27 protein-coding genes (1 of these 27 only partly in view) are annotated in these 26,405 nt (G+C 72.6%); 9 read left to right on the top strand and 18 right to left on the bottom strand.

Annotated elements, in window-relative coordinates:
- Window positions 1–423, bottom strand: the 5' end (the start) of a protein-coding gene (locus tag E5F05_RS05370) for a polysaccharide deacetylase family protein (RefSeq protein WP_129117606.1). The gene continues 792 nt to the left of window position 1, outside the view; only the first 423 of its 1,215 coding nucleotides appear in the window; its start codon is at window positions 421–423; its stop codon lies beyond the left edge, outside the window.
- A 159-nt stretch (window positions 424–582) separates the two neighbouring features.
- On the opposite strand from E5F05_RS05370, the gene E5F05_RS05365 reads away from it, so the two are divergent.
- On the top strand, window positions 583–1,080 hold the full coding sequence (locus E5F05_RS05365; RefSeq protein WP_102125963.1) for a PepSY domain-containing protein: 498 nt from the start codon (window positions 583–585) through the stop codon (window positions 1,078–1,080).
- 55 nt (window positions 1,081–1,135) lie between these two features.
- On the opposite strand, the gene E5F05_RS05360 is transcribed toward E5F05_RS05365, so the two are convergent.
- The 9 genes from E5F05_RS05360 to E5F05_RS05320 all read right to left on the bottom strand — a co-directional run bounded on the left by E5F05_RS05360 (window position 1,136) and on the right by E5F05_RS05320 (window position 9,836).
- Window positions 1,136–1,933 carry a mechanosensitive ion channel domain-containing protein gene (locus E5F05_RS05360; protein WP_164973357.1) on the bottom strand — a complete coding sequence of 266 codons (798 nt, stop codon included), beginning with the start codon at window positions 1,931–1,933 and terminating at the stop codon, window positions 1,136–1,138.
- Window positions 1,934–2,016: 83 nt separating this feature from the next.
- On the bottom strand, window positions 2,017–3,042 hold the full coding sequence (locus tag E5F05_RS05355; RefSeq protein WP_102125965.1) for a hypothetical protein: 1,026 nt from the start codon (window positions 3,040–3,042) through the stop codon (window positions 2,017–2,019).
- Between the two features lie 28 nt (window positions 3,043–3,070).
- On the bottom strand, window positions 3,071–4,216 hold the full coding sequence (locus E5F05_RS05350) for a heparan-alpha-glucosaminide N-acetyltransferase domain-containing protein (RefSeq protein WP_102125966.1): 1,146 nt from the start codon (window positions 4,214–4,216) through the stop codon (window positions 3,071–3,073).
- 263 nt (window positions 4,217–4,479) lie between these two features.
- Window positions 4,480–5,574 (bottom strand): AI-2E family transporter, encoded by a 1,095-nt coding sequence (locus tag E5F05_RS05345; protein ID WP_235610232.1) that lies wholly within the window; start codon window positions 5,572–5,574, stop codon window positions 4,480–4,482.
- A gap of 542 nt (window positions 5,575–6,116) precedes the next feature.
- Window positions 6,117–6,566 carry a DUF6691 family protein gene (locus tag E5F05_RS05340; RefSeq protein ID WP_241687053.1) on the bottom strand — a complete coding sequence of 150 codons (450 nt, stop codon included), beginning with the start codon at window positions 6,564–6,566 and terminating at the stop codon, window positions 6,117–6,119.
- A 29-nt stretch (window positions 6,567–6,595) separates the two neighbouring features.
- On the bottom strand, window positions 6,596–7,171 hold the full coding sequence (locus tag E5F05_RS05335; RefSeq protein ID WP_102125968.1) for a YeeE/YedE family protein: 576 nt from the start codon (window positions 7,169–7,171) through the stop codon (window positions 6,596–6,598).
- A 94-nt stretch (window positions 7,172–7,265) separates the two neighbouring features.
- Window positions 7,266–8,069: a sulfite exporter TauE/SafE family protein gene (locus E5F05_RS05330; protein ID WP_129117604.1), complete on the bottom strand. Its 804-nt coding sequence runs from the start codon at window positions 8,067–8,069 to the stop codon at window positions 7,266–7,268.
- Window positions 8,066–8,383 (bottom strand): rhodanese-like domain-containing protein, encoded by a 318-nt coding sequence (locus E5F05_RS05325; RefSeq protein ID WP_102125970.1) that lies wholly within the window; start codon window positions 8,381–8,383, stop codon window positions 8,066–8,068. Before E5F05_RS05325 ends, E5F05_RS05330 begins: the two co-directional genes overlap by 4 nt.
- A 58-nt stretch (window positions 8,384–8,441) precedes the next feature.
- Window positions 8,442–9,836 carry an MBL fold metallo-hydrolase gene (locus E5F05_RS05320; RefSeq protein WP_129117603.1) on the bottom strand — a complete coding sequence of 465 codons (1,395 nt, stop codon included), beginning with the start codon at window positions 9,834–9,836 and terminating at the stop codon, window positions 8,442–8,444.
- Window positions 9,837–9,897: 61 nt separating this feature from the next.
- On the opposite strand from E5F05_RS05320, the gene E5F05_RS05315 reads away from it, so the two are divergent.
- The 5 genes from E5F05_RS05315 to cydB all read left to right on the top strand — a co-directional run bounded on the left by E5F05_RS05315 (window position 9,898) and on the right by cydB (window position 16,139).
- Window positions 9,898–10,164 carry a metal-sensitive transcriptional regulator gene (locus tag E5F05_RS05315; RefSeq protein ID WP_102125972.1) on the top strand — a complete coding sequence of 89 codons (267 nt, stop codon included), beginning with the start codon at window positions 9,898–9,900 and terminating at the stop codon, window positions 10,162–10,164.
- Window positions 10,165–10,430: 266 nt separating this feature from the next.
- On the top strand, window positions 10,431–12,092 hold the full coding sequence (gene cydD, locus E5F05_RS05310) for a thiol reductant ABC exporter subunit CydD (RefSeq protein WP_235610230.1): 1,662 nt from the start codon (window positions 10,431–10,433) through the stop codon (window positions 12,090–12,092).
- Window positions 12,089–13,687, top strand: a complete 1,599-nt coding sequence (locus E5F05_RS05305; protein WP_102125974.1) for an amino acid ABC transporter ATP-binding/permease protein — start codon at window positions 12,089–12,091, stop codon at window positions 13,685–13,687. Before cydD ends, E5F05_RS05305 begins: the two co-directional genes overlap by 4 nt.
- A complete protein-coding gene (locus E5F05_RS05300; protein ID WP_102125975.1) occupies window positions 13,684–15,099 on the top strand; it encodes a cytochrome ubiquinol oxidase subunit I in 1,416 nt (471 codons plus the stop codon). Before E5F05_RS05305 ends, E5F05_RS05300 begins: the two co-directional genes overlap by 4 nt.
- On the top strand, window positions 15,096–16,139 hold the full coding sequence (cydB, locus tag E5F05_RS05295; protein ID WP_103128049.1) for a cytochrome d ubiquinol oxidase subunit II: 1,044 nt from the start codon (window positions 15,096–15,098) through the stop codon (window positions 16,137–16,139). The genes E5F05_RS05300 and cydB overlap by 4 nt, the downstream gene beginning before the upstream one ends.
- A gap of 58 nt (window positions 16,140–16,197) precedes the next feature.
- Here cydB and E5F05_RS05290 read toward each other — a convergent pair whose 3' ends face one another.
- Window positions 16,198–16,410, bottom strand: coding sequence for a hypothetical protein (locus E5F05_RS05290; protein ID WP_103128048.1), 213 nt, complete (start codon window positions 16,408–16,410; stop codon window positions 16,198–16,200).
- A 197-nt stretch (window positions 16,411–16,607) separates the two neighbouring features.
- Here E5F05_RS05290 and E5F05_RS05285 point away from each other — a divergent pair, with 197 nt between their 5' ends.
- The 3 genes from E5F05_RS05285 to arsB are packed head-to-tail and all read left to right on the top strand — an operon-like array spanning window position 16,608 to window position 19,332.
- Window positions 16,608–17,264 (top strand): ABC transporter ATP-binding protein, encoded by a 657-nt coding sequence (locus tag E5F05_RS05285; RefSeq protein ID WP_103128047.1) that lies wholly within the window; start codon window positions 16,608–16,610, stop codon window positions 17,262–17,264.
- Entirely contained in the window at window positions 17,261–18,058 is a 798-nt protein-coding gene (locus E5F05_RS05280) for an ABC transporter permease (protein ID WP_103128046.1), read from the top strand. Before E5F05_RS05285 ends, E5F05_RS05280 begins: the two co-directional genes overlap by 4 nt.
- A complete protein-coding gene (gene arsB / locus E5F05_RS05275; RefSeq protein WP_103128045.1) occupies window positions 18,055–19,332 on the top strand; it encodes an arsenical efflux pump membrane protein ArsB in 1,278 nt (425 codons plus the stop codon). The genes E5F05_RS05280 and arsB overlap by 4 nt, the downstream gene beginning before the upstream one ends.
- A 116-nt stretch (window positions 19,333–19,448) precedes the next feature.
- Here the strand turns inward: arsB and E5F05_RS05270 are convergent, their stop codons facing one another.
- From E5F05_RS05270 to E5F05_RS05240, 7 genes are all read right to left on the bottom strand, one after another.
- Window positions 19,449–20,204, bottom strand: coding sequence for a ferritin-like domain-containing protein (locus tag E5F05_RS05270; protein ID WP_103128044.1), 756 nt, complete (start codon window positions 20,202–20,204; stop codon window positions 19,449–19,451).
- Window positions 20,205–20,285: 81 nt separating this feature from the next.
- Window positions 20,286–22,595, bottom strand: coding sequence for a catalase (locus E5F05_RS05265; protein WP_103128043.1), 2,310 nt, complete (start codon window positions 22,593–22,595; stop codon window positions 20,286–20,288).
- A 98-nt stretch (window positions 22,596–22,693) separates the two neighbouring features.
- A complete protein-coding gene (locus tag E5F05_RS05260) occupies window positions 22,694–23,113 on the bottom strand; it encodes a hypothetical protein (protein WP_103128042.1) in 420 nt (139 codons plus the stop codon).
- 27 nt (window positions 23,114–23,140) lie between these two features.
- Window positions 23,141–23,644: a hypothetical protein gene (locus E5F05_RS05255; RefSeq protein WP_103128041.1), complete on the bottom strand. Its 504-nt coding sequence runs from the start codon at window positions 23,642–23,644 to the stop codon at window positions 23,141–23,143.
- Between the two features lie 199 nt (window positions 23,645–23,843).
- Window positions 23,844–24,341 (bottom strand): VIT1/CCC1 transporter family protein, encoded by a 498-nt coding sequence (locus E5F05_RS05250; RefSeq protein ID WP_102125984.1) that lies wholly within the window; start codon window positions 24,339–24,341, stop codon window positions 23,844–23,846.
- 5 nt (window positions 24,342–24,346) lie between these two features.
- Window positions 24,347–25,714: a sensor histidine kinase gene (locus E5F05_RS05245; protein WP_103128040.1), complete on the bottom strand. Its 1,368-nt coding sequence runs from the start codon at window positions 25,712–25,714 to the stop codon at window positions 24,347–24,349.
- A complete protein-coding gene (locus E5F05_RS05240; protein ID WP_103128295.1) occupies window positions 25,711–26,370 on the bottom strand; it encodes a response regulator transcription factor in 660 nt (219 codons plus the stop codon). Before E5F05_RS05240 ends, E5F05_RS05245 begins: the two co-directional genes overlap by 4 nt.
- Window positions 26,371–26,405 lie beyond the last annotated feature (35 nt).

Raw genomic sequence — 26,405 nt, 5'->3', positions numbered from 1 at the left:
GCGCGGCACCGACAGGGTGAGCAGGGGCAGTGGGCCGCCGAAGCCCCGGTATCCCTCGGCGCGGTAGACGCTCACGTCCACCTCGCCCAGGTCGGGCGCGGCGCGGAAGGTCCGCAGGGCGCTCTCGACGGCGAGGTCGAGCGCGCGCTGCCCGGTGGCCTCCCGGTCTGGCAGCAGCACCAGCGCGTGGGCGGCGCGCATGAAGCCGTTGCCCAGCACCTCCACCCGGCGCACCTCCGGGATGGCCGGCGTCAGGCGCAGGGTGGGGATGACCGGGGTGGGCCGGGTGCCGGGCGCCGTCGGCTGCGCCGCGCCCGGCGCGGACACCCTCGGGATGGGAGCAGGACGGACGGGCACCGTCTGGGCCAGGGAGGGCGGGGTCAGGGCGACCGTGAGGAGCAGGAGCGGCAGGGCGCGTCGCATGGGTTCACGCTACCGGCCCTTCCCTAAATCCGGGTATACCCAACCGGGCGCGGCGCTATACGAGGATTTTACCCGGCTATACGGGATTTTTACCGACCTCCGGCACACTCTGCCCAGGTCGAGGCAACGTGCCCGGCCTGACACCAAGGAGAACCCCTGATGAACAAGAACACCCGCACCGTCCTGCTCGCCCTCGCCACCTCCGCCGCCGTCGCCGTGCCGCTCGCCGGGTACGCCTTCGCGCAGACCACCCCGGCCGCCCGCACGACGGTCGCCCAGGCCCAGACCGGCACCCAGAACGAGGGCGCCGAGGGCAGCGAGCAGAACGAGCCCCCGGCCTACCGGGGCAGCATCCAGCTTCCCGCCGAGCAGCCGGGCACGGAGGTCCCGGATGCCCAGGAAGAGGCGCAGTTGCGCGCCCTCGCCAAGATCACCCCGCAGCAGGCCAGCCAGGCCGCCCAGGCCGCCGTGCCCGGCACGGTCACGAGCGTGAAGCTCGAGGACGAGGACGGCAGCCTGGTGTACGCCGTGGTGATCGGCCAGACCGAGGTCAAGGTCGACGCCGGCAACGGCCAGGTGCTGCACCAGGAGGCCGCCGACAACGAGAATGGGGGGGGCGAGCAGGAGGGCAGCGAGACGGGCGAGACAGGCAACTGATCCGGCCCAGATTCGGGGGAGCACCTTCATGGGGGTGCTCCCCTTTCCGTCGTGGTCAGGAGGCGGTTGAGCCAGGTGGCGTCGCCGTGTGGGCGTTCACGAGCCGGGCCAGGTCCGCGAGGACGGCGCGGCCCGCGTCGTCGGGCGCGACGTAGATCACGGTCTCCCAACCCGCCTCCGACAGGGCCACCGGGACCAACCGGTCGTCCGGCCCGAGCACCGCTCCAGCATCAGCCAGACTCACGCCCGGCGGCAGCTTGACCGTGACGCCCTGTGACCCTCCGGGGTGGACGATCAGGGTGGCGTCGAGGAAGCGGGCGTTGGGGACCTTGATCACGCCCGCCGCGCCGGACAGCACCGTGTGCGTGAGGGTAAGGTCGCGGACCTCCCCGCCATACTCGATGCCGCCGAAGGCCCAGGAACGGACGGTGACCCGGTCGCCCACACGAAAGGCGCGGCTGGAGGTCAGCACCATGCCCGACATGACGTTGGCCAGCAGGGACTGCGCGGCCAGGCCCAGCACGACCGTCAGCACCGTGCCCCCGGCGAGCAGCCCCGTCAGCCGGAACCCCCCGGCGCCCAGCGCGACCAGGGTCACGGCGACGAGCATCAGCAGATGGACGAGCCGCAGGGCGGGCAACCGGTGCGGCGTGCCCGCGCGCACCAGCGCCCGGCGGGCCAGTAGGGACACGCCGCGGGCCAGCAGCAGGCCGCCGACGAGCAGCAGCGCGGCCGAGAGGCGGCGGCTGGTCAGGTTCGGCTGCAACTCCTCGAGGATCGACGGGCTGAGCAGGAACAGCAGACCGGAGACAACGACGGGCCACCAGGGCTCACGGGCGGGGGCGGACGCCACGGCCCCCACCATGCTGGAACGGGGGGACCGGGCTGGGCCTGGGGTGGAGTCAGTGGAGTCCGGGCCCGGAGCGCGCCGTCCGGTCAACGGGAAGCCGCCGAACGGGCCCAGGCGAGGGCGTCCTGCACCCCGCGCGGGGTGTGCCCCTGCGCGGCGTAGAGCTTCGCGGCGGCGAGGTACTGCGCGCGGGCGGCCCCGGGGCGGCCCTGCTTGCGGTACACGTGGCCGAGCACGTACGCCGCCAGGGCGTTGTGCGGGTTCTCCCGCAACGCGGCCTGGAGCCACCGCTCGCTGCCTTGCAGCCCCGCCGGGGTGGCCCGCCCGACCCCGGTGCCCAGCAGGCCGCCGGGAGCCCGCTCGCCCCGGTAGTAGTCGAACTGCGAGCGCAGGTAGGCGAGGTCGAGGGCCGACACCCCAGAGAGCGCCACCGGCCCGCCGCCGTCGGCCTGCCGGTAGCCCGTAATGGTCTGCTCCGCCCCGTACCGGGGGACCAGGAAGCGGTACCCCCCGTCCGCCCAGGTCAGCAGCCCCTGGTGCTCCACGAAGGGCGTCGGGTCGCTCGCGTCGATCAGGAGGTCCCCGTGGCCGGACGGCAGGCGCAGCGTGGCCGTGACGTGCCCGAGGTTCGTCTCCTGACCGCTGAGGTTGCGCCAGACCATGACCGCGCCGGCCTGGAGCCCCGCCTCCTGCAACAGCCCGGTGATCAAGACGCTCTGGAGCAGGCACTGCCGCTCGCCGGACCGCGCCGCGCCCGCGAACTCGAAGCCGCGTTCCAGGCTGAAGCGCGGCAGGGCGGCCTTCACGAAGCGGTGCGCCCAGGCGGCGGTGTCCCGGGCCAGCCGGTCGCGCTCCGCACCCGTCGCCAGGAGGAGTTGGGCGCGCCGACGCTTCAGGGCCCGGCCCAGGGAGGGTTCACCCAGAAGCAGCACGCCCTGGCGCCGGTAGGCGTCGGCGAGCCAGGTCGTGAACGAGCCGGAGAGCCCGGCCCGGCGGTAGGACTCCGCGCCGAGCGTCTGGAAGGCCCCGGAGGTCAGCGGGAGGCTGGCAGGGGCGGCCAGCGCGGCGGGGGCCAGGGCGAGCAACAGGGCGAGGGAACGGAGACGGGACATGTCGACCTCCAGGACAGGGGCGGGTGGCTCAGAGTTTCCTGATCAGCCCGCGCCGGGCCAGCCAGGCGAGGCCCAGCCACACGGCGAGGACGTAACCCAGGGTGTAGGTCCAGCCTCCCCAGAATCCGCCGAACTGCCCGCGGGCGAGGGTCAGCAGGGCGCCCTGCATGGGCTGGGGGGTCCCCGCCCAGGGGACCGTGAGGCCCTGCAAGACCCAGACCTTGACGAGGATGGGCAGCACATAGGCCGCGAGGGCATTGCGCCCGGGAACGGTGAGGGGCGCGAGCAGCCGCGCGCCCCCCGGCAGGCGACCGGCGTCGCCGATCAGGAACATCGCCAGCAGCCCGAGGGTCCCGAGCCCCGCGGCGTACAGCAGGTAGGGCGGCGTCCACAGCGCCTTGCTCAGGGGCAACGCACCGCTGGCGGCCCAGGCGTACCCGGCGGCGCTCCAGGCCAGGCCCAGCCCCAGGAGCGTGGCGGGGGCACTCGCCCGCCTCGCTTGCAGGGGCCGCGCGGCGAGGCTGCCCAGCAGCACCAGGGCGGTCGTCGGCACGACGGACGGCAGCCCCCGCAGCCCCAGCGGCGTGAGCCAGGCATTCACGGCCTGCACGGGGTGGGCGGTCTCTCCCAGGACGCCCCGCCCGGCCGCGTGGGGCACCCAGAGCAGGAAGGCGGCGTACGCGCCCAGCAGGACGGCGGCGGCCAGGGCCTGCCAGCGGACCCGCCAGCCCTCCAGCAGCGCCGCCAGGAGGGTGGACAGGGCGATCAGTTGCAACACGCCCAGGCCCAGCATGAAGCGCCCCGTGGTCACGCTGGTCAGGAACGCCCCCACGAGGGAGAGCAGGGCCGCGCGGCCCGCCAGCCGCCGGACGCGCGCGAACCCGGTCAGATTCACCCGGCGCATGGCCGCGCCGGCGAACGGCAGGGCGGCACCGGCGCAGAAGAGGAACCAGGGAAACACCAGGTCGGTGAGGGTCACCCCGCCGAACGGCGCGTGCTGGAGTTGCGCGGGCGTCTGGCCCCCCAGGGCGACGTTGTTGGCGAGCAGCATCAGGAGGACGGTGAGACCTCGCCAGGCGTCGAGGGCCAGCAGCCGGGAGGAGCGCGCCGTGGCCGGGAGGTCCGGGGACGGCGCTGGACAGGCCGTCCGGGTGGCCCAGGACATCGGTCGCATGGGTCCAGTGTTCACCCTGACCGTTACATCGGGGTATAGCCGCGGGGCAAGGGGTGGAACGGACCCTGACCCTCCGGGGACGCAGGAGGGGACGCCCGCCTGGGGAGAGACGACAGGCGGTCTGTGGGACAGGTCCTTCCGGTCGTCCTGCCCCGGTGCCGGGGCGGGGAACGCGTCCCGGCTGACGTCGCCTGCTCCCCCTGGACGGCGGTGTTCCCCGCCCGCGGCGTGCCCGCAACCCACGGACCCTCCGGGCGCCGCCCTCAGGGCCCTCCCTGGTACAGGCGGCTGGGGTAGTAGTACCTCGCCAGCAGCAGCTTCCCGAGGGCGGCCAGGGGGACGGCCACCAGCGCCCCCACCAGGCCCAGCAGATGCAGCCCCACTAGGATGCTCAGGGCGACGGTGACGGGGTGGAGGTTGGTGGACCGGCCGAGGATCAGGGGCGAGAGCAGGTGCCCTTCGAGCTGGTTGCCGAGCAGGAAGAGCCCCACGACCAGCGCGAGCTTGAGCCACCCCAGCGGCGCGGCGAGCAGCAGCGCGGGGACGAGCGCGATCACCACCCCCAGGTACGGCACCAGGTTGAAGACCCCCGCCAGGAAGCCCAGCGCGAGCGCGGACGGCACGCCGATCAACGCGAGGCCCAGGGCGACCAGGGTCCCGATGGCGAGGGCGATCACCACCTGCCCGCGCACGTACCCGCCCACCGATTGCTCCACCCCGCGCGACAGGTCGAGCGCCAGCGGCTGCCACGGGCGCGGCAGCAGGCCCAGCAGGGTGTGGCCGATCTTCTCGTAGTCCTGCATCATGTACACGCTCAGGATCAGGACGGCCACGCTCTGCGCCAGGGTGTTCGCCACCCCGAAGAGCCTTCCCAGCAGCGGGCCGCCCGGGGCGAGCAGGCCTTGCAGGAACGGCAGCGCGTCCCGCGACAGCATGGCCGTGCTGCTGTTGATCAGGGTGGTGAGCTGGGCGCGCAGCCCGGCGGTCCAGGGCAGGTTCGGGCGTGCGGCCAGCCAGCCGTCCACGAAGCGGCTGACATCCTGGGCGACCGCCGGCAGGCGCCCCGCAAGGTCGATGAGCTGCGTCCCGACGGCCACCAGGAGCGAGGAGGCCAGCGCCGCGAGCGCGAGCGCGATCAGGAGCACCACGCCGATGCCCACGCCACGCCGCAGGCGCCGGCGCTCCAGCCAGGTCAGCAGCGGGTGGGAGAGATAGGCGATCAGGTAGGCGGTCAGGCCCACCGTGAGCACGGGCGCCAGGTCGCGGGCCAGCCAGAGCGCCAGGGCGATCAGGCCGAAAAACACGGGCGCGCGCACGTAGGGATTGCGCCACACGAGCGCGAAAGCGTTGCCGGACAAGGGTGAGCCTCCTTCAGGGGCAGTGCGTTGGCCTGGGCCGCCGATCATCGGGTCGAGCCGTGCGGAGGAGCGCAGGAGCCACGAAGACTCAACACCGCGTCGGCGGCCCCCTCCTGCCCTGCCAGCCAGCGGTCCCGCGCCATCCGGCAGACGGCCTGTTCAGCGGGCCGGAGCGCAGGGGAACGGGGATGTCCCCGGATGATCCGGACGCGAGCCGAACCGACCCTGCGGCGGCCATGCCCTGGGGTCAGACGGGTCTTCGGTGTCCCGGGGCCGCTCCCCCGTCACGGAAGACGCGTCCTCTCTACGCCCGGAAGGTAAAGGGAGGGTAGAGCGAGGTCCTGCGCGCCCGCCCCAGGCCCGGGGTTGAAGCCTGTTCGTCGGTGTGAGGCTCCCGGCGGACGTGTGGTGCGCGAGAGCGGGGGAGGCCGGGTCGTCCCTGCCCGGGACGAGGCGCCGGGCCCCGGGAGCTCCCATGCGAGACGTTGCCCGGCCACGCCGTCGTGAGGCGACCGCCTCCTCTTGGGGTCTCGGTTCTCCCCTCAGTGGGGCAGCCTGGTCTGCAGGGCGCCGTACGCCCAGGTGCCCAGCAGGGCGAACAGGAGCACGACCAGCATAGGCCAGACTCCGGCGCCCAGCAGCGTGAAGATCGGACCCGGGCACACGCCCGCCAGTCCCCACCCCACCCCGAAGGTCAGGCCGCCGAACACGTAGCGGCGCCAGCCCTTTTCCTTGTCCGTGACGCGGATGGTCTGCCCGTCCCGGCTTTTCACACCGCTGCGCCGCAGCATGGCGGTCGTCACCAGTCCGGTGAGGACCGCCGAGCCGATCAGGCCGAACATGTGGAACGACTCGAAGCGAAACATCTCCTGGATGCGGTACCAGCTCGCCGCCTCGGACTTGACGAGGACGATGCCGAAGGACAGGCCCACGAGCAGGTAGGCCAGCAGGCCGGTGGCCGTGCGGGCGGAGGAAGAGGGCTCGGCGTGCACGCCGGGAATGTGGGGGCTGGGGTTGCTGGTCACCGGATCACCGTCAGGAAGAGGGGCAGGAGGAGGTTCGCGCTGAGGATGCCGCCCGCGAAGAAGGACACGGTGGCGATGAGCGAGGGGCCTTGCAGGGTGGCGAGACCGGTGATGGCGTGCCCGGAGGTGCAACCGCCCCCGTAGCGGGTGCCGAAGCCCACCAGCAGGCCAGAGACGGCCAGCAGCAGCCACACGCCCGGGTTGCCCGGGTCGGCCAGTTCGGCGGGAACGAGGCCGGGACGGACCTGCACGCCCAGCTCCTGGATGGACCGCACCCCGGCGGCACTCAGCCGGGCAGGCTCAGGATTGGCGAGCAGCACACCGGCCACGAAGCCGCCCAGCACCAGGCCGGCGGCGAACATCAGGTTCCACTTCTCGGCCCGCCAGTTGTATTTGAAGAAGCCGGGTTTGGCGCGGTCAGGCAGCAGGATCGCGCAGGCGTGGCGCAGGTTGGAGGAGATGCCAAAAGGTTTGTTGCCCAGCCACAGCAGCAGCGGCACGGTCAGGCCGATCAGGGGGCCACCCACGTACCAGGGCCAGGGCGAGCGCAGGAAGTCGAGCAGTTCAGTCATGGGAACAAGCACCTCGGGGAGGAATGGAACAGGAGCGGCGGAAGGTCAAGCCGCGAACAGGTGGGGCACGTTCGCGGCCAGGTCAGGGAAAGCTTCAGTGCCGCAGTTGCGCCTCGGCTGTGGGAGACGGATGGAGGACTTTGGGCACGTTGGTGGCGAGGACGTACACGCCCATCACGACCAGGAAGGCGGCGAAACCCCTCCGCAGGCCCTCGTTGGACACCTTCCGACCCACCCGGGCGCCCAGGAAGCTGCCGAGAATGCCGATCACCGCGAAGATCAGGATCAGGGACCAGTTCATGGACAGGTTCTGTTCCCCCAGGACGTGCACGTACTTGTAAAAGCCCACAAAGCTCTTGGCGGCGATGATCAGCAGACTGGTCCCCACGGCGAGGCTCATGGGCAGGCCACCCAGCAGCACCAGGGCGGGAATGATCAGGAATCCGCCCCCCACCCCCACCAGGCCGGTCAGGACACCGACCACCAGGCCTTCCGCGCCGATCTTCAGCGGGGAACGCTTGTGGTTCGTGGCCGCCTCCGGCTGCGCTCCGCCGGGGCGGAACATCATGATCGCCGCGAGCAGCATCACGACGGCGAAGAGCATCAGTTGCGCCACGCCCGAGAGGTAGACGCTCAGGGCCGCGCCCAGGTACGTGCCCGCCACGCCGGGGATCCCGAACCACAGGACCGACCGCCAGTCGATCTGCCGTTTCAGGGCGTAGGGAATCGCGCCGAACAGGCTGATCGCGCCGACGATGGCGAGACTTTCCGCAATGGCGAGCTTCTCCGGTTCGCCCACGAGATAGACCAGCACGGGAACAGTCAGGATCGAGCCGCCGGAACCCAGCAGGCCGAGCGAAAGCCCGATCAGCGCGGCGCCGATCCAGGCGAGGATCATGGCTGCTCGCCCCGGTTCAGGTCATGGCCCCCGCGCATCCACGCGGCCGTGCCGCCGGAGAGGTTCATCAGGCCGGTCCTGCCCTGGGAGGCGAGGTGGGCCGCCGCCTGCGAGGAGCGGTTGCCGCTGGCGCAGATCAGGACCGTGTGCGGCCCGATCTCGTCCTCACGGCCGTCGAGTTCGCTGAGGGGCAGGTTCACGGCGCCGGGAATGTGCCCGGCGAGGTACTCCTCGCGTTCCCGCACGTCGATGAGCCGCGCGCCCTCACGCTTCTTGGCTTCCAGCTCGCTGGTGAAGATGTCCTGGTAGGTCATGGGTGGGTCCTTTCAGCAGGAGCGGAGGCGGTGGAATGCCGCCTCCGCTGGGCAGGGGTTACGCGGGTCGGGTTTCCTGCTGCGCCTTTGCCCAGGCGTCGTAGCCCCCGGCAAGCTCGGCCACGTCGAAGCCTTCGGTTCGCAGCAGGCTGGCGGCGGCGGCGCTGCGGGCGCCACCCTGGCAATGCACGACGATCTCGCGGTCATGTGGCAGGTCATTCAGGCGCCAGGGCAGGTGACCGGCGTGCAGTTGCAGGCTGCCGGGGATGGCTCCTTCCTCGTGTTCGGTCTTCTGCCGCACATCCAGGATCAGCGCGTCTGCGTGCTGCGGCAGGTTCGCGACGGGGATGGGCCGGGCAGGCGCCGTGTCCAGGCCCTCGGCGGCGGTGACGTACCCGACCAGGTGGTCGATCCCCACCATCCACAGCTTGCGGCGCAGCGTCTCGGCTCGCCCGGCGGGGGCCAGCAGGATGAACTCGCGTTCCGGCCTCAGCAGCCAGCCCGCCCAGGTCTCAAAGGTGTTCCCGTCAGGGAGGTTCACGCTGTGCGCGGGCGCGGCGGCCTGGTGCTCCTCCTTCTTGCGGGTGTCGATCAGGCGGGCACCGGCGGCCAGACGGCGGCGCACCTCGTCCACCTTCAGTTCTGCCAGGGGCTTCACCTCGCCCAGCAGGGCGGGGCCGTCACGGTTCTCGGTCTTCATGCGCCCGTAGTACAGGGGCGCGTCGGGCTGCCCGGAGAGCAGTTCCCGTGTGAAGGCTTCCTCGTCACCCCGTTCGACCAGCTTGCCCCACCAGCTCAGGGCTCGCTCGTAGCCGACGGTGGTGGTGGGCACAGCCCCCAGCGCCTTGCCGCACGCGCTGCCCGAACCGTGACCAGGCCACACCTGCACGAAGTCGGGCAGGGTCAGGAACTTGTCGCGCAGGCTGGCAAACAGTTGCCTCGCGCCGACGAAACGGGTGTCCTGACCGCCCGCCGCCTCGTCCAGCAGGTCGGGGCGGCCCAGGTCCCCGACGAACACGAAGTCACCGGTCAGGATCATGCTGGGGGTATCACCCCGTGGCATGTCGGTCACCAGGAAGCTCAGGTGCTCGGGAGTATGCCCGGGGGTATGCAGGGCCTGGATGCGAATGTTGCCGACCGTGAAGGTGTCGCCGTCACGCAGTTTCGTCTGGTGGCCGTCGTCGTAGGTGTACCGCCAGCCCTCGCCGCCCTCGTCGGAAAGCAGGAGCCGGGCGCCCGTGGCCTTCGCCAGTTCTCGGCTGCCGGAGAGATAGTCGGCGTGGATGTGCGTTTCGGTGACGTGGGTGACCCGCAGTTTCTGGCTCTGCGCCTCTTCCAGGTACGGCGTGATGTCCCGGACGGGGTCGACCACCAGGCATTCGCCGGTCTGCTGGCAGCCGATCAGGTAGGAGGCCTGGGCGAGATCCGTGTCGTAGAAGCGTTGGAGGTACATGCCCGGAGCGTATACCCCCTCCCCCTATTCTGTCAAATACCCCCGGGGGTATAATGGGGCCATGACCGCACCCGTGCCCGTCAGCGACCGTGAAGCCGAGAAGACGAAGATCCTCAACCGCCTGCGCCGCCTGGAGGGCCAGATCCGGGGCCTTCAGCGGATGGTCGAGGAGGAGAAGAACTGCGTGGAGGTCATGACCCTCTATGCCAGCGCCAAGAGCGCGTTCGAGTCCACCGGGGACGTGATTCTGGAAACCTACGTCGAGGTGTGCCGCGCGCGCGGGGTCGAGCCCGCCGAACTGGTGAGGCTCCTCCGGCTGGCCCGCTGAAGATCGCGGCCACGGGAACCCTGGGGACCGGGCTCGACCGCGTGGTCGCCCTCCGGCGTTCCCCCAACGGCGAGGTTGGGGGGCTCAGGCCGGTCGCCGTGTTGGACAGGCGCCGCCGTCATGTCCGGGTGCTATACGGCGCCTTTACCATCGGGACTCATGCTCGGTTCATGGCCGTCCCGCTCCCCCCGCGTTCTTCGACCTGCTCCGCTCACCCTCCTGGGCCCCTCGCCGCCGGGGGGCCCGGGCCCCGGCCCGGCTCACAGGTGCGGCGCAGGGCCGGGGCCTGGCTGGCCGCGAGGCGGCGCCGCCTCCCGAACCTCCTGCTTGAACCCGCCGATCTGCACGGCGCGCTGGCCGTGTCCGGGGTGCTGAGCGTCCTGGGCCTGCTCGCCACCGCCGCCGCGTTCGTGCTGACGGCCCGCGTGATCGCCGCCGGGCTGTTGCAGGGGCACTCGCCCGGGGTGGGCACCCTCCTGACCGTCGCGGCGCTGCTGCTGGCGCGCGCCGGGGCAGGCGCGGTCCGAGAACACCTGGGGACCCGGCTCGCGGCCCGCCTGGTCGGGACCTGGCGCACGCGGCTGAGCGAGGCCGCCCTGAGGCTCGGCCCGGTCGCGCTCGCGGACACGCGGGGCGCGGACCTCGCCACGCTCGACCTGGACCTCGTCGCGCGGTTGACGCCCTACTACGCGCGGTACCTGCCGGGCGCCGTGCACGCGGCCCTCGCCTTCGCGGTGGTCCTGGGCGTCACCGTGTGGCTCGATCCCGCCACGGCGGGCGTGCTGCTCGTCACCGGGCCGCTTACGGTGGTGTTCCTGGCGCTGGTGGGGCTCGCCACGGGCGCTGCCACCGAGCGGCAGTGGCTCGCTCACACCCGCCTCTCCGCGCGGCTGCTGACCCTGGTCCGTCACCTGCCCACCCTGCACGCCTTCGGCGCGGTCGCGCCCTACCGCGACGTCCTGGCCCGCTCGGCCCGCCAGCACCGTGAGGCCACCCTGGGCGTGCTGCGAGTCGCGTTCCTGAGCGGTTTCGTGATGGACTTCGCCGCGACCCTCGCCACCGCCCTGGTGGCCGTGTGGATCGGCGTGCGGCTGTTCGGCGGAAGTGCCGAGCTCGCCCCCACCCTCACGGCCCTGATGCTCGTCCCGGAGTTCTTCGGCCCGCTGCGGCAACTCGGCACGGACCGGCACGCGGCGCTGGATGCCGAGCCCGTCGCCGCCCGGTTGCAGGACCTGCTCACCCGGCCGGTGGCGCCCTCCGGGGAAGGGACGGTCCCGGCTGGCGTCCCCCACCTGAGCCTGAGCCTCGCGCGGGCGGACCTGCCCACGCCGACCGCGCCGGTGAGCGTGGAACTCCCGCCGGGCACCCTCGCCGCGCTGCGCGGTCCCAGCGGCAGCGGCAAGACCACGCTGCTGCACGCCCTGCGCAAGCACGTCCCGCACCTGGGGAGCATCCGGGTGGACGGCACGCCGCTCGACGACCTCGGCGCCACCTGGCAGGCCCGGGTGGCGTTCGTTCCCCAGCACCCGCGCCTGATCGCGGGCAGCGCGCGGGACAACCTGCGCCTCGCCGCCCCCGACGCCGGTGACGCCGACCTGGAGCGCGCCTGCGAGGCGGTGGGCCTGGGCGACGTGCTGCGCGCGCTGCCCTCCGGGTTCGACACGCCGCTCGGCGAGGGCGGCGCGCTGCTCTCGGGCGGCGAGACCGCGCGCCTCGCCCTGGCCCGCGCCCTGCTCTCCGGCGCCGACGTGATCCTGCTCGACGAGGTGAGCGCGCACCTCGATCCGGAGAGCGAGGCGGAACTGCACGCGGTGATCGAACGCGCCTTTGCCGGGCGGACGGTGCTGCTCGCCACCCACCGCGCAGTCCCGCCCGGCTGGCGGGAGATTTCCCTGGGCGCGCCCGCGTCCCCGGCGGTGGCCGCGTGAGGGGCGCGCTGGCGCTCGGGGTCCTGACCGCCCTGGCCGGGGTCGGGCTGGCGGCCAGTTCGGGCCTGCTGATCTCCCGGGCCGCCCTGCGCCCCGAGGTGTTCCTGAGCCTGCTCCTGCTCGTGACCACCGTGCGCGCCCTGGGGCTGGGCCGCGCCGCCCTGCGCTACGCCGAGCGCCTCGCCGGGCACGCGGCGGCCCTGGCGGGCGGGGAGCGGGTGCGGCTGCGGCTGTTCGACACGCTGGCCCGCTTCGGGCGTGATCTGCTGGCCTACGAGCGCGGCGGCGACCTGCTCGCCCGCTCGGGTGCCGATGTCGACGCCCGGCAGTTCTTCACCCTGCGGGTCAGCCTGCCGCTGGGGGCCTTTCTGGGCGTGCTGGTCGCCCTGGGCGGCTGGCTTGCGTGGCTGGACCTGGGTCTGGCGCTGCTCGCGCTGCTCCCCCTGCTGGGGGCGGCCCTGGTGGTGCTGCATGGGCGGGACCGCGCCGCGCTGCTTACCCGGGAGGACGCCTGCCTGACGCGCGAGCACGCGGCCCGGCTGCTCGACGCCCTCTCGGCCAGCGGGGATGGCGGCGGGAGCCACCACGGCCCCGAACTCGCGCGCCTCACGGCCCGGCTCGAACGCGTCGCGCTGGACGCCGGGCGCCTGGCGTGGCGGGTCACCCTGGCCCGCGAGATGGGCTTCGCGGTCGCGGTGAGCGGCGTCCTGTGGCGGGGCGCGGCGCTCGTGCAGGCGGGCTACCTGAACGGCGCGCTGCTGGCGGCGGTGGTGCTGGGGGTCGCCGCCGCCTTCGACGCCGCGGGCCCCCTGGCCGCCGTGCCGCTGGCCCACGCCGCCGACGTGGCCGCCAGGGAGCGCACGGCCGCGCTGGAGGCGCTCACGCCGGGCGTAGTCGGTCCGCCCATGCCGAGGGCCGTCCCGCCCGGACCGCTCTCGTTCGAGGTCCGGGGCGTCACCGTCCGGCGCCACGGGCGGACCGTGCTGGATGACGTGTTGCTGCGCCTGCGTGCCGGGGAAAGCCTGGGCGTCTCGGGGCCCAGCGGCGGCGGCAAGACCACCCTGATCCGGCTCCTGACCCGGGACCTCGACCCGGACGCGGGGCGGGTCACCCTGAACGGGGCGGACCTGCGCGACCTCGACCTCGCCGCGTTGCGCGCCCGGATCAGCCTGCACGAGCAGGACGCGCCGCTGCTCGACGGCACCCTGCGCGAGAACCTGCGGCTGGGCGACCACCACGCCACGGACCACCGGCTGCGCGGCCTGCTGGACGACCTCGGGCTCACTCACCTGGATTTGGACACCTGGGTGGGCGAGGGGGGCACCCGGCTCTCGGGCGGCGAGCGGGCCCGGGTGAGCCTCGCCCGCGCGCTGCTGGGGCCGGGCGACCTGCTGCTGCTCGATGAGCCCACCGCCCACCTCGACGCCGCCACCGAGGCGCGCGTGCTGCGGGTCATCGGGCGCGAGCGCGCCGGACGGGCCCTGTTGATCGTCACCCACCGGGCCGCGCCCCTCGCCCTGACCGGGCGTCACCTCACGCTACGCGGCGGACACCTGCACGGCGCGGCGTCCGTTCCCGAAAGGACCGCCGTATGAACGAGCTTTTCGGCTTTTCCACGCTGGACCTCTCGCGCTTTCAGTTCGCGACGACCAGCATCTTCCACTACTTCTTCGTGCCCTTCACGGTGGGCTTCGCGCTAATCATCGCCGTCCTCCAGACGCTGGCCTACCGCAGCCACGACCCCAAACTGGAAAACCTCACCCGCTTTTTCGGACACCTGTTCTTCATCAACTTCGCGGTGGGCGTGGTGACGGGCATCGTGCAGGAGTTCCAGTTCGGAATGAACTGGCAGGGCTTTTCCAACTTCGTGGGCAACATCTTCGGCGTGCCGCTCGCGCTGGAGGTGCTGATGGCCTTTTTCCTGGAGAGCACCTTCCTGGGCCTGTGGTGGTTCGGCAAGGACCGGCTGCCCGCCTGGGCGTCCCTCGCCAGCATCTGGATCGTCGCGCTGGGCACCACCGTCAGCGCCTTCTGGATCATCCTCGCCAACGCCTGGATGCAGCACCCGGTCGGGTACGCCCTGAGGAACGGCCGGGCGGTCATGACCGACGCCTGGGCCATCGTGACCAACCCCAAGGCGCTGGAGTGGTTCGCCCACCTCTGGTCGGGCGGCCTCACCGTCGCCGCGTTCTTCGTGCTGGCCGTCAGCGCCTACCACCTGCGCCGGAAGCACAACGTGCCCGCCTTCCGGGTGAGTTTCAAAGTCGCGCTGCTCACGGCGCTGATCGGCTCGCTGGGCGTGGTCGCCGCCGGGCACGTCCAGGGCCAGAGCGCGGTGCGCGACCAGCCCATGAAGTACGCGGCCTTCAGCGCCCTGTGGGACACGCCGACCGGCTCCCAGATGCCCGAGAGCCTCGTGGCGCTCCCCAGCAACGGCGCGCGCGCCAACCGCTTCGAGGTCACGGTCCCGTACGTGGGCTCGTTCCTGGCCTTCAACAATTTCTCCGGCAAGGCGAAGGGGCTCAACGACCTGCAACGGGAGTACGCGGCGAGGTACGGTCCGGGCAACTACCTCCCCTGGGTGTGGCCGGTGTACTGGGCCTTCCGCGTGATGGTGGGGCTGGGCGGCCTGATGCTGCTCGTCAGCGCCTACTACACCTGGCGCTGGCGGCGGGGTAGGCTCGACGACCCGGGCCGACTCTACCCGCTGCTGCTGGTGATGCCGCTCGCGCCGCACCTGGCGAACTTCAGCGGCTGGGTCGCCACCGAGATGGGCCGCCAGCCCTGGATCGTGCAGGGCCTGCTGCGGACGGCGGACGCGGTGAGCGGGCTCACCCCGCAGACGGTGCTCGTCTCGCTCGCGGCCTTCTGGGTCGTGTACCTGACCCTGATCGGCCTGGACGTCTTCCTGCTCACCCGGACGGCCCGCGCCGGCATGCACGGGCCCGAGGTGGAGACGCCCTCGGTGCCCGCCCCGCACTACCTGCCCGAAGGAGCCGCGCCGTGACCGTCGACCTGCCCACCGTCTGGTTCGCCCTGACCGCCCTGACCTTCACGATCTATTTCTTCCTGGACGGCTTCGACTTCGGGGTCGGCATCCTGCAACCCTTCCTCGCGCGGAGCGAGGTGCAACGCCGCGCATTGATCGGCACGGTCGGCCCCTTCTGGGCGGCGAACGAGGTGTGGGTGATCCTGGCCGCCAGCGTGATCTTCGCGGCGTTCCCGCTGTGGTACGGGGCGCTGCTGACGGCCCTGTACCCGCTGTTCGCCCTGATCCTGCTGGCCCTGATCGGGCGGGGTGTGGCCTTCGAGTACCGCTCGGAGGTCGATCACGTCCGCTGGCGACTCTTCTGGGACGCCACGTCCTTTGTCACCAACCTGCTGCCCGCCTTCTTATGGGGCGTGATCATGTCCAACATGGTGCGCGGGCTGCCGCTGGGGGTCGGCGGCCGCTTCGAGGGCCACGTGCTGGGCGCCTTCGACCTCTTCACGGTTCTGGGCGGGCTGGCCACCCTGAGCCTGTTCGTGCTGCACGGCGCGACGTACCTGCTGCTGCGGCTGCACCGGGGCAGCACGCTGTACCTGCGGGCCCGGCGCGCGGCCCTGCTGTGGGGGGCGGCCGCGACCGTGCTGGTCCTCGCTTTCGTGTACGTGGGCTTCGTGCGCTCCGGGGTGTTCAATTCGCTGGGGTTGTCCCAGTGGCTCTTCCCGGCGGCGGCCGCCCTCAACCTCGGCCTGGTGTGGCTGGCCCTGACCCTCAGGCGCGACGGGCTCGCCTTCGCGGCCACCGGGCTGACGGTCGTGTTCTCGACGGCGACCATCTTCCTGAGCCTGTACCCGAACGTGCTGCCGAGCACCCTGGGCGAGACGTACACCCTGACCGTGCGGAACAGCGCGAGTGAGCCCTACACCCTGCGCCTGCTCTCCTGGGTGAGCCTGATCTTTCTCCCCCTGATCATCGGCTACCAGGCCTGGAACTACTACGTGTTCCGGCAGCGCGTGCAGGAGCGCGATCAGGCCATTCCCGGCGGCGGTTCGGGGGACTGACTCGGAGGAGCCCGCGGCCATCAAGGAGTCGGGGCGCGAACCCGGGGGTCCCATCCACTCACAAGGGTTGAGGCGAGTCCATCCTGGGCACGGCGGCCGAGCGCTCGAAGAGGCCGCACACCCCGCTGCGGTCCCCCTCGTGGTATTCCAGGAGGGCGACGGGGGCGGTGGTGCCGGGCTTGAGGCCCTCGGCCTGAAGCTGGGCGGCGGTCGCCAGGCCTGCGGGGAACGTGTTGACGTACCGGGGAATGCGGGGCGAGGGCTTGACCATGAGGTTCCGGCCCCCATCCTGGCAGAGGTCGAGGTGAGCTGTGGGAGAGTGGAGGCGTACCGATGTGAAGGTGAACAGAGCCCGGGGCGGGGTGCGGCGGTTGATCATCGCGGCTGGCCTGTGACTGGAGGCGTCCCGGGCTGTCCCCGGGCCGGTCGCTCCCCCGGCCCGGCGTTCCGGTCGGCGTGGGACGGCTGATGGCCCTGCTGTCGGCGTCGGGCCTGCGGCGCAGCGTGGATGGCCGCGCGCTCTGGCAGGACCTGAGCCTGGACGTGGACGCCGGGGAGAGCGTGGCCGTCGTCGGGCCGTCGGGCTCGGGAAAGAGCCTGCTGCTGCGCGCCCTCGCCGGGCTGGACGCGTTGGAGGGCGGCGAGATCACGCTGGAGGGCCGGGCGCAGGCCGGGTGGCCGATGCCCCGGTACCGCTCACACGTCACCTACCTGCCCCAGCGGCCCGCCCTGGACGGCGGCACCGTCCTCGACCACCTGCGGCGGCCCTTCACCCTGGCGGCACACCGCCACCGCATGTTCCATCCCGGTGAGGCGGAGGCGCTGCTCGGGGCCTTCGGGCGGGACGGGGCCTTCCTGCGGCTGGACGCGGCCACCCTCTCGGGGGGCGAGGGGCAGCTCGTGGCCCTCACCCGCGCGCTGCTGCTCAGCCCCACCGTGCTGCTGCTCGACGAGGCGACCGCGTCCCTCGACCCGGACACCACGCGCCGCGCGGAGCGCGTGCTGCTGGGCTGGCTGCGCGGGGCCGCGCGGCGCGCGCTGGTCTGGGTCAGCCACGACCCCGCGCAACGGGCCCGGGTCGCCTCGCGCGAAGTTCCCCTCCAGCCCCAGCCGGTGACGGCATGAGCGTGCCGATCAGCGCCGGGCAACTCGCCCTGGCGGCCGCGCTGCTGCTGGTGAACGTCGTGCTGTCGGTGCGGCTGCGCCTGGGGCTGGAGCGGGACATCCTGGTGGCGGGCGCGCGGATGGTCGCGCAGCTCCTCGCGGTGGGGCTGATCCTGGGGTGGGTCTTCGCCCTGCGCTCCCCGCTGCCCGTCGTGGGGATCGGGCTGGTGATGACCGTCCTGGCCGGGCAGGCGGCGGTGGCCCGCAGCCGCGAGCGGTACGCCCGGGTGTACCTGGACGCCTTCCTCGCAGTGTTCGGCAGCTCGTTCCTGCTCACGGGGCTGGCCCTTTCCGGCCTCCTGCGGGTCCACCCGTGGTTCGAGCCGCAGTACGCGATCCCCATCCTGGGGATGGTGCTGGGCAACACCCTGACCGGGGTGGCCCTGTCGCTGGACCGCTTCACCGGGGACCTGCGCGCCCGCCGCCCGCAGATCGAGGAGCTGCTGGCGCTGGGCGCGACCCGCTGGGAGGCCGCCCACGCGGAGGTCGCCGCCGCCGTGCGGACCGGCATGATCCCGGTGCTCAGCAGCATGGCCGTCATGGGCATCGTGAGCCTGCCCGGCATGATGACCGGGCAGATCCTGGCGGGCGCCCCGCCGGGCACGGCCGTGCGGTACCAGATCGTGATCATGTTCATCCTCGCGGCGAGTTCGGCACTGGGGAGCCTGGCCGTGGTGCTGCTCGCGTACCGCTCGCTCTTCGACGCGCGGGACCGGTTGAGGGTCGAGCGGCTGCACGCCCGGGGGCGGCGGTGAGCGCCCTGCTGGTGTTCCTCGTGACGGTCGCCCTGGTGGTGTGGCAGCCCCGCGGCCTGAAACCCGCCTGGACCGCGCTGGGCGGGGCCGCCCTCGGCCTGCTGCTGGGCGCGGTCCGGCCCGCCGACATCCCGGCGGTCTGGCACGCGACCTGGAACGCGACGCTCACCCTGGTCGGGTTGATCGTGATGAGCCTGCTGCTCGACGAGGCGGGCTTCTTCCGCTGGGCGGCGCTGCACCTCGCGCGCTGGGGACGCGGGCGCGGCGTGGTCCTCTTCGTGCTGCTGATCGTGTTCACCGCCCTGGTCGCGGCCCTGTTCGCCAACGACGGCGCCGTCCTGATCCTCACTCCCGTCGCCCTCGAACTCGCCGGGGTCCTCGCGCTGTCCCGCGCGGCCACGCTGGCCTTCGCCTTCGCCGTGGGGTTCGTGGTGGACGCCACCAGCCTGCCCCTGCCGGTCTCGAACCTGGTGAACATCGTCGTGGCTGACGCCTTCCACCTGGACTTCGCGCAGTACGCGCGGGTGATGGTCCCGGTGGACGCGGCGGCGCTGCTCGCCTGCCTCGCCGTCCTGCTCGCGGTGTACCGCCGCGCTCTGCCCACGAGCTACGACCCGGCGACCCTGCCCCCGCCAGGAAGCGTGGTGCGGTCGCGCGGTCTGTTCCTCGCCGGGTGGACCGTGCTGCCCCTCCTGCTCGCCGGGTACTTCCTGGCGGACCCGCTGGGGGTGCCGCTCGGCGTGGTGACCACCCTGGGGGCCGCCGCACTGTGGCTCGTCGCGGCGCGCTCGCGGCAGCTGTCGAGCCGCGCGGTGCTGGGGCACGCTCCCTGGGACGTGGTGGTGTTCGCGCTGGGGATGTATCTGGTGGTGTACGGGCTGCGCGGCGCCGGGTTCACCGCCGGGTACGGGGAGCTGGTGGCGGGCGCGGCGGGGCACGGCACCCTGGCGGGCGTGCTGGCTGCGGGGAGTAGCGTGGCGGCGCTGAGCGCCCTGATGAACAACCTCCCGGCGGTGCTGTTCGCGCTGCTCGGGGTGCAGGGGGCCGCCCTGACGCCGCAGGTGCGGGAGGGCCTCGCCTACGCGCTGATCGTGGGCGCGGACATCGGGCCCAAGCTCACGCCCACCGGGAGCCTCGCCACGTTGCTGTGGCTGTTCCTGCTGGGGCGGCGCGGGGTGAGGGTGAGTTGGGGGGAGTATTTCAGGGCCGGGATCGTGCTGACCCCACCCGTCCTGCTCGCGGCGCTGCTGGCGCTCGCGGCCTTCCTGCGCTGAACAGGCTCAACGGGACCTCCGGGCCCTGTGGGGTGGGCCACCCGCATTCGACCCCCTGAACCCTCCCCGGGGGTGTTCGCCGTGTGGACAAGGGGCGGCGAGGGTTGGCGGCCCCGTCATCCCCGCCCGCGTGGGGAGGGGGTGTACGTCCGCGCGAATGGCCGCCCGGGTGTGGCGGCGCGCTGCCCCAGGACCAGGCGCAGTTGCTCGGCCTGCGGCAGCGCGACCGGCCCGAGGGCCCCCGGTCCACCCCGCAGGAAGGGGGCCAGGGCGGGACCCGCGTCCGCGACCCGGCGAAAGCTCGCGGCGGGCAGGGTGAGGTCGCCCGGTCCCAGGCCCGCGAGCTGTGACAGCAGCGTGAGGTGCTGGGCCTCGCTCGCCCCGAGTTGCGCGGCTGTCGCCGCCAGTTCGGGCTGGCCCTGCTGCGCGAACTGGTGGGTGGCCGCCAGGTACGCGCCGATGAAGACCGCCTCCAGGTGCAGGGCGGTGTCCGCGAAGGCGCCAGCATCCGGCAGCAGCTCCCGGGGCAGGTAGAAGCGGGACGCGAGCGGCGCGGCGCCCAGGGACCGCAGCACCTCCAGGTGGTGCGCCTCGGCGTCCAGCACGGCCCGCAGATGTTCGGCGGTGTCCCCGTCCATGCGGAAGGTGGCCGTGGTCAGGGCCTGGTGGTAGAGGGTGACGGCCAGCGCCTCGGCGGTCGCCGCGAGGTCGAGGACGGCGGCGTGGTCGAGGGTTCCGGTGCTGGCCCGGTCCTGGCCGAACGCCTGGCCGAACCCGGTGAGGGCGAGGGTGCCCGCCAGGCCGCGCAGAAAGCCGCGCCTGGTGCGCTCATTGCTGGTGGTGGGTTCGGTGGTGCCGGTCTGCTCGTTCATGGGGAGAACTCCGGGGAGGGCGCAGGGGGAGGAATGACGCGGGCCGCACGCAGGAAAGCTTTCCCGCGCGGCCCCCCGGACTTATGCCGGAACCTGCCCGACGTTCGGGCGGCCCCAGTAGCGGTGGTGTCCCAGCGCGGTGACGAAGGCCGTCAGGGCCGCCGGGGTGCCGCCGTTCTGGCCGACGACGATGCCGTACTCGGCGAGCTTCTGCGCGCCCGCCCCGCTGGCGAGGCGCATCCCGCCCACCTCGGACAGGTTCTGCACAGCGTCCGGTCGGCCCGCTGGGGCCTGGACCGCCCCCGCCGCCGGACCCGCGATGGCGCGAAGCAGCCGCCCGATCTCGGACGCCGTGAGCAGCTCGGTCCCCTCGCCTAGCGCCCCGATGGGCTTGGCGTGCTTGTACGCCTGCGCCACGAAATTGTGGGCGTCTCCCAGGCCGATCAAGGTTTGAATGCTGGCCGCTCCGCCCGGCACCAGCACGGCGTCGTACAGCACCGGGTCGGTGTTGGCGAGGGTCTTGTTCGCCACCACGCCCTCCGCGAGCGCCCCCAGGTGCGGCCCGACGATGTCGGCCATCGCGCCCGCGTCCGTCAGGGCCTTGCTCACCGCCGCCACCTGCGCGGCGTTCACGCCCTCGGCGGCCAGGATCGCCACCTTGCGCCCCCTGGCCAGGCGGGGCTGGCCCTCCTCCTGGCTCAACCCCTTCGCTCGGTGAAGGCGGCCGGAGGCGCTCGTCGGCGTGGTCGCCGCCGCCAGGACGGCCGTCTCGGCGGCGGAGTCGGCGGTGCCGCCGGGCCTGGCCGTGCCGCCCACACGGGGCCTCTCGCCCAGCGCCCGGGCCACCTGCGCGGCGAGCACCTCGTTGATTCTCTCCAGGTGGCCGAGCATCCGCAGGCGGATGTCGCGCGTCTCCACCTTGCTCAGCTCGAACTGGAGCGAGCGCGTGATGTGCTCCTTTTCAACCGGCGTCATCGAGTTCCAGAAGAGCCGCGCCTGCCCGTAGTGGTCCCCGAAGCTCTCGGCGCGGGCCCGCACCTTGGGGCCGGACACCCGCTCGGGGTAGCTCACGTACCCGCCGCGCGCCTGCGGGACCTCGGCGGGCTTGTTGCCCCCCAGGGTATTGGGCTCGTACGACACCCTCCCCCGGTTGACGGTCTGGCGCATGTGGCCGTCGCGCTGGTTGTTCGCCACGCGGTTCACCGGGCGGTTGATAGGCAGCTCGGGCCAGTTGGGCGAACCCAGGCGGGAGAGCTGGGTGTCGAGGTAACTGAAGTTGCGGCCCTGGAGCAGCGGGTCGTCGCTGAAGTCGATGCCCGGCACGATGTTGGTCGTCATGAAGGCGACCTGCTCGGTCTCCGCGAAGTAATTGTCGGGGTTGCGGTTCAACACCATCCGCCCCACCCGCTGCACCGGCACGAGGTCCTCGGGCACGATCTTGGTGGCGTCGAGCACGTCGAAGTCCCACCCCTCGGCCTGCGCCTCGGTGAAGACCTGCACGCCCAGCTCCCACTCGAAGGGTTGCCCGGCCTCGATGGACTCCCACATCGTGCGGCGGTGGAAGTCGGGGTCCTTGCCCGCGATCTTCTGCGCCTCGTCCCACACCAGCGAATGCACGCCGAGCAGGGGCTTCCAGTGGAACTTGACGAGGTGCGCGTGCCCCTGCGCGTTCACCAGGCGGAAGGTGTGGACGCCGAAGCCCTCCATCATGGCAAAGGAGCGCGGGATGGCGCGGTCGCTGTGGACCCACATCAGCATGTGCATCGACTCGGGCGTCAGCGAGATGAAGTCGTAAAAGGTGTCGTGCGCGCTGGCCGCCTGCGGAATCTCGTTGTGCGGCTCGGGCTTGACCGAGTGGATCAGGTCGGGAAACTTGATCGCGTCCTGGATGAAGAACACGGGGATGTTGTTACCGACGAGGTCCCAGTTGCCCTCCTGCGTGTAGAACCTGACTGCGAAGCCGCGCACGTCGCGCGCCGTGTCCGCCGAGCCACGCGAACCCGCCACCGTCGAGAAGCGCGCGAACACCGGGGTCTGCACCCCGACCTCGGTGAGGACCTTCGCGGTGGTGTAGGCCGAGAGGGACTTGTCGAGCTGGAAGTAGCCGTGGGCCCCGGCGCCGCGCGCGTGGACCACCCGCTCGGGGATGCGCTCGTGGTCGAAGTGGTGGAGCTTCTCGCGGAAGAGGAAGTCCTCCATCAGGGTGGGGCCGCGCACCCCGGCTCGCAGCGAGTTCTGGTCGTCGCTGACGGCGTGCCCCATGTTGTCGGTGAGGCGGGCACCGGGGCTGGCCGTGTTCGCGCTGAGGTCCTGGGCCTTGGTCTGCTCATCGAGCTTGCTGGCGGTGTCGTCGAGGGAGAGCGGGGTGGAGAGCTTGCGATTCTGGGCCATGAGAGGACCTGCCTTTCCTGGAGGACGGCGAAAGGGCGAAGGAATGGGGCCTGATCGTGTGTTCCCGCGCCGGGTTTTTCCGGGGAGGTGTGCCGGCGTCAGGGGCGGGGGTCAACGCCGCGCGCACGGCCCGCAGCGGTGACGGCGGCCAGGGGGTCCGGTCGGCGCAGCCGGGAGAGGGCGAGCCCCACGAACGCGGCCTCCACGATCAGCGCGAAGACGCCGCTGGGCTCGGCCCAGTTGCCGATGTCGCTGGTGGCCCCGGGCAGGCCGGTGCTGCGCGTGAGGACGTACCCCACGATGGCGCCCAGCGAGATCAGCGCGCCCAGGGCGTACCCGGCCCGGGCCCGCTCGGTGAACAGCCACGCCCCCGACGCCGCGCACCCGGCGACGAGCAGGATGTACAGCCAGCCCAGGTACGGCGTCTCGCCGAGCTTGCCGGGGATGTCCCGGTAGTGAATCCAGGCGACGGCGGCGAGCAGCATCAGACCGAGCCAGTGACGGGCGGCGTGCGACATGGTGTTCCTCCTGGGGGGTCAGCCGGGTCAGCGGGCCTGCGGCTGGGAGAGGGCGGGGGCGGGGGCGGACGGGTCGGCCTCGCGGCGGTACAGCGCGAGCAGCAGCAGCAGGCCGAGCCCGCTCATCGCCAGGGGCGCGCTCATGGGGGCCGGGCCGTTGAGCCAGTTGGCGCGCGGGGCGGGCAGCCCCAGCACCCCGGGTTCGCCCGGGCGCGCCTCGGGGGAGGTTCCGAGCGCCCCGGCGCGTCCCTCGCGCAGCAGCTCGGGGTTCTTGCCGGTGTGCTCGACTGCGCCGTAGACCCCAGTGACGACGAGCAGCGCGGCGGCGGCGCGCAGCAGCAGGCGCGACCAGACCCGGTCGGTCCCCAGGAAGAGCGCCGCTGCCACCACGCCAGCGGCGATGGCCGCGAACGGGATGAGCTGCGAGGGGCCGTACCAGTGGCCGACGGCCGCGAGTTCCGCCGCGAGACCGAGCAGCCCGAGGAGGCCGAGGACGACGAGGGCTTTGCGCAGGGTGAGCACGTGGGTCATGGGAGGTCTCCTGCCGAGACGGTGAGGCGCGTTCGGCCCCGGTTCAGTGGGCGCCGGGAATGTTGGGCGGGGGTAAGGACGCGGGCTTCATGAAACCGGGACCAAGGCCAGCCCGGGGGCATGCTTCCGGGTGGGACGGCTCCCGCAGAACAGGAGACGGGAGCGCGGTTCGGGGGGAGGGGCACGGCATGCCTGTCCCTCAGGGGCGGGCGCCGAGGGTGCCCAGCCACACCCCGACGCCGAACACGACCCCACCGCCCACGATCACCTGCACGACGGTCTGGGCGAGCGGCGAGCGCATGTAGTGCCAGCGGATATAGGCGATGACCAGCAGTTCGACCAGCACGACGGCGTAGGCGAGGCTGAGGGCGACGCGCAGGTCGGGCAGCAGGAAGGGCAGGGTGTGCAGCATCCCGCCGAGGATGGTGGCGACCCCGGTGATCGCGCCGCGCGCGAGGGGGGTGCCGCGCCCCGAGACGACGCCGTCATCGCTGAGCGCCTCGGCCAGCCCCATGCTGATGCCCGCCCCCACCGAGGCGGCCAGGCCCACGAAGAAGGCGTCGATGGGTCGCCCCGTCAGGCCAGCGGCGGCGAAGATCGGAGCCAGGGTGCTGACCGAACCGTCCATCAGGCCGAGCAGGGCAGGTTGAATTTTTTGGAGAACGAACGTCTGGTCGTGGGGAGAAGCCTGTGACATGCTCCTTATTGAGAATGATTCCTGTTATGCGGAAGTAAGAAATCCCGAGCAGGCCACTCCGGTTGGTCGGTCCCGGTCCGGGGAAAGTCCACCGCGACGCGCAGGCCCCCGGGCTCGCCGTTCTCGAAGCGCAGGGTGGCCCCGTGCGTCTGCGCCACGCGCTGCACGATGGCGAGCCCGAGCCCGTTGCCCTCCCCACCGCGGGCCGTGTTCACCTGATAGAAGGGCTCGGCCAGGTGCGGGAGGGCCGCCGCGGGCACGCCCGGGCCCGCGTCCTGCACCGTCAGGCGCACGTGGTCCGCCTCACCGCCCACGCTCACCCGCATGTCGGCGCCCTGCCCGTACCGCAGGCCGTTCCCGATCAGGTTCTCGACGAGGTGGGTGAGCAGCGCCTCATCGCCGATCACCGTGGCGTCGCCCCGGGTCTCGAAGTCCAGCCGCACGTCGGGCGCCGCCTCGCGCGCCCGGTCCACCGCCTCGCCGGCCACCCGGGCGAGGTCCACCGGCAGGAGTTGCACCGCCTGCACGCCCCGGGCGAGCAGCAACAGGTGTTCGGTGAGCCGGCGCATCCGCTCCACGTCGGCGAGCGCCTCGGCCATGTCCTCGCGCAGCTCCGCCTCGCTGCGCGGCCCGGCGAGCGAGCCTTGCAGCCGCATCTTGAGCGCCGCGAGCGGGGAGCGCAGGTCGTGGGCGGCGGCCCGGGTGAACTCCTCCTCCCGCTCGCGCACGTCCGCGAGTTGCGCGAAGGACGTTTGCAGGGTCCCGGCCAGCCGCCCGAGTTCGTCGTTGCGCCCCGCCCCGGGCAGGGGAGAGCGCAGGTCCCCCTGCTGCCCCAGCCGCGCGGCCGCCTCCTGCAAGCGGGCCACCGGGCGCAGCAGCCGTCCCGCCAGGAGGAAGCTCAGCAGGGCCACCAGCGCCGCCGCGGTCGGCACGGTGACCGCCAGCGCCCGCAGGTAGGCGCGCAGCGGGTTGACGACCCCCAGTACGTCGCTGGCCAGTTGGGCCGTGGCCGCCCCTCCGCGCAGGGTCACCGTGGCGATGAGCACGTCGTGCCCCGCGCGGGGCGCGTAGCCGGGCGGCAGGTCGGCCGGAATGGGCGGGAAGTTTTCCGTGACCGCCACCACCTGCCCGCCCTGCAGGACCCGCACGTCCACGTTGCGCGGGAGCGTCGTGATCTCGAGCGGCGGGGCCGCCCCGGACTGGGGCCGCGCCGCCAGCTCCTGCTCCAGGCGCGGGATCAGCATTTCCAGGCGCTCGTACTCCGCCACGGCGAGAAAGGAGCGCAGGGCGAGGAACTGCACCGCCGCGACCACCAAGACCACCACGGCGGTCTGGAGGGCGACGCCCAGGGCGATCCGGATGCGGATGCTCATGGCACTCGGTACCCCAGCCCGCGCGAACTCACGAGCACGTCGGCCGCCAGCTTGCGCCGCAGGTAGCTCACGTACACGTCCACCACCCGCGCCTCGCCCCCGAAGTCCGGACCCCAGACCCGCGTGACCAGCTCCTCGCGGGTGAACCAGCGCCCCTGTGACAGCACCAGCACCTCCAGCAGAGCGTACTCGCGCGCCGTGAACCCCACGACCTGCCCCTGCCACCACACCTGGCGGTGTCGGGCGTCCAGCAGCCCGGTCCCGCCGCCAAAGGCCACCCGCGCGCTGCGGACCCCCTCGCCGCGCCGCACGACCGCGCGCAGGGTGGCGAGCAGTTCGGGCAGCTCGAAGGGCTTGACGAGGTAGGCGTCCCCCCCGAGGTCCAGGCCATCCACCCGGTCGTGCAGGGCCCCCCGGGCGGTGAGGAACACGATGGGCACCTCGGCACCCTCCGCGCGCAGGGTGCGGGCCAGCTCGAATCCGTCGAGGCCCGGGAGCATCACGTCGAGCAGCAGGGCGTCGTAGCCCCCCGAGCGCGCCTGGGTCAGCCCGCGCACGCCGTCCGGCTCCACCTTGACCTCATGGCCCGCGTCCGCCAGCGCCCGCGCGGTCGGGAGCGCGATGCGCGGGTCGTCCTCCACCAGCAGGAGCCGCACGCTCAGCACCCCCGGAGGGGAGCACAGGACATCCA

The sequence above is a fragment of the Deinococcus metallilatus genome (assembly GCF_004758605.1).
GTDB classification, from domain to species: Bacteria; Deinococcota; Deinococci; order Deinococcales; family Deinococcaceae; genus Deinococcus; species Deinococcus metallilatus.
Note: the sequence above shows the minus strand (reverse complement) of the source record. Positions and strands in the feature narration are given on the sequence as shown.

Excerpts from the sequence above, each read along its gene's own strand:
- E5F05_RS05255 (WP_103128041.1), bottom strand. The coding sequence starts at position 23,644 with ATGACCCACGTGCTCACCCTGCGCAAAGCCCTCGTCGTCCTCGGCCTC.
- E5F05_RS05285 (WP_103128047.1), top strand. The coding sequence starts at position 16,608 with ATGGCCCTGCTGTCGGCGTCGGGCCTGCGGCGCAGCGTGGATGGCCGC.
- E5F05_RS05280 (WP_103128046.1), top strand. The coding sequence starts at position 17,261 with ATGAGCGTGCCGATCAGCGCCGGGCAACTCGCCCTGGCGGCCGCGCTG.
- E5F05_RS05355 (WP_102125965.1), bottom strand. The coding sequence starts at position 3,042 with ATGTCCCGTCTCCGTTCCCTCGCCCTGTTGCTCGCCCTGGCCCCCGCC.
- E5F05_RS05245 (WP_103128040.1), bottom strand. The coding sequence starts at position 25,714 with ATGAGCATCCGCATCCGGATCGCCCTGGGCGTCGCCCTCCAGACCGCC.
- E5F05_RS05260 (WP_103128042.1), bottom strand. The coding sequence starts at position 23,113 with ATGTCGCACGCCGCCCGTCACTGGCTCGGTCTGATGCTGCTCGCCGCC.
- E5F05_RS05320 (WP_129117603.1), bottom strand. The coding sequence starts at position 9,836 with ATGTACCTCCAACGCTTCTACGACACGGATCTCGCCCAGGCCTCCTAC.
- E5F05_RS05330 (WP_129117604.1), bottom strand. The coding sequence starts at position 8,069 with ATGATCCTCGCCTGGATCGGCGCCGCGCTGATCGGGCTTTCGCTCGGC.
- E5F05_RS05335 (WP_102125968.1), bottom strand. The coding sequence starts at position 7,171 with ATGACTGAACTGCTCGACTTCCTGCGCTCGCCCTGGCCCTGGTACGTG.
- E5F05_RS05265 (WP_103128043.1), bottom strand. The coding sequence starts at position 22,595 with ATGGCCCAGAATCGCAAGCTCTCCACCCCGCTCTCCCTCGACGACACC.
- E5F05_RS05315 (WP_102125972.1), top strand. The coding sequence starts at position 9,898 with ATGACCGCACCCGTGCCCGTCAGCGACCGTGAAGCCGAGAAGACGAAG.
- E5F05_RS05290 (WP_103128048.1), bottom strand. The coding sequence starts at position 16,410 with ATGGTCAAGCCCTCGCCCCGCATTCCCCGGTACGTCAACACGTTCCCC.
- E5F05_RS05325 (WP_102125970.1), bottom strand. The coding sequence starts at position 8,383 with ATGACCTACCAGGACATCTTCACCAGCGAGCTGGAAGCCAAGAAGCGT.
- E5F05_RS05350 (WP_102125966.1), bottom strand. The coding sequence starts at position 4,216 with ATGCGACCGATGTCCTGGGCCACCCGGACGGCCTGTCCAGCGCCGTCC.
- E5F05_RS05270 (WP_103128044.1), bottom strand. The coding sequence starts at position 20,204 with ATGAACGAGCAGACCGGCACCACCGAACCCACCACCAGCAATGAGCGC.
- E5F05_RS05300 (WP_102125975.1), top strand. The coding sequence starts at position 13,684 with ATGAACGAGCTTTTCGGCTTTTCCACGCTGGACCTCTCGCGCTTTCAG.
- E5F05_RS05365 (WP_102125963.1), top strand. The coding sequence starts at position 583 with ATGAACAAGAACACCCGCACCGTCCTGCTCGCCCTCGCCACCTCCGCC.
- E5F05_RS05250 (WP_102125984.1), bottom strand. The coding sequence starts at position 24,341 with ATGTCACAGGCTTCTCCCCACGACCAGACGTTCGTTCTCCAAAAAATT.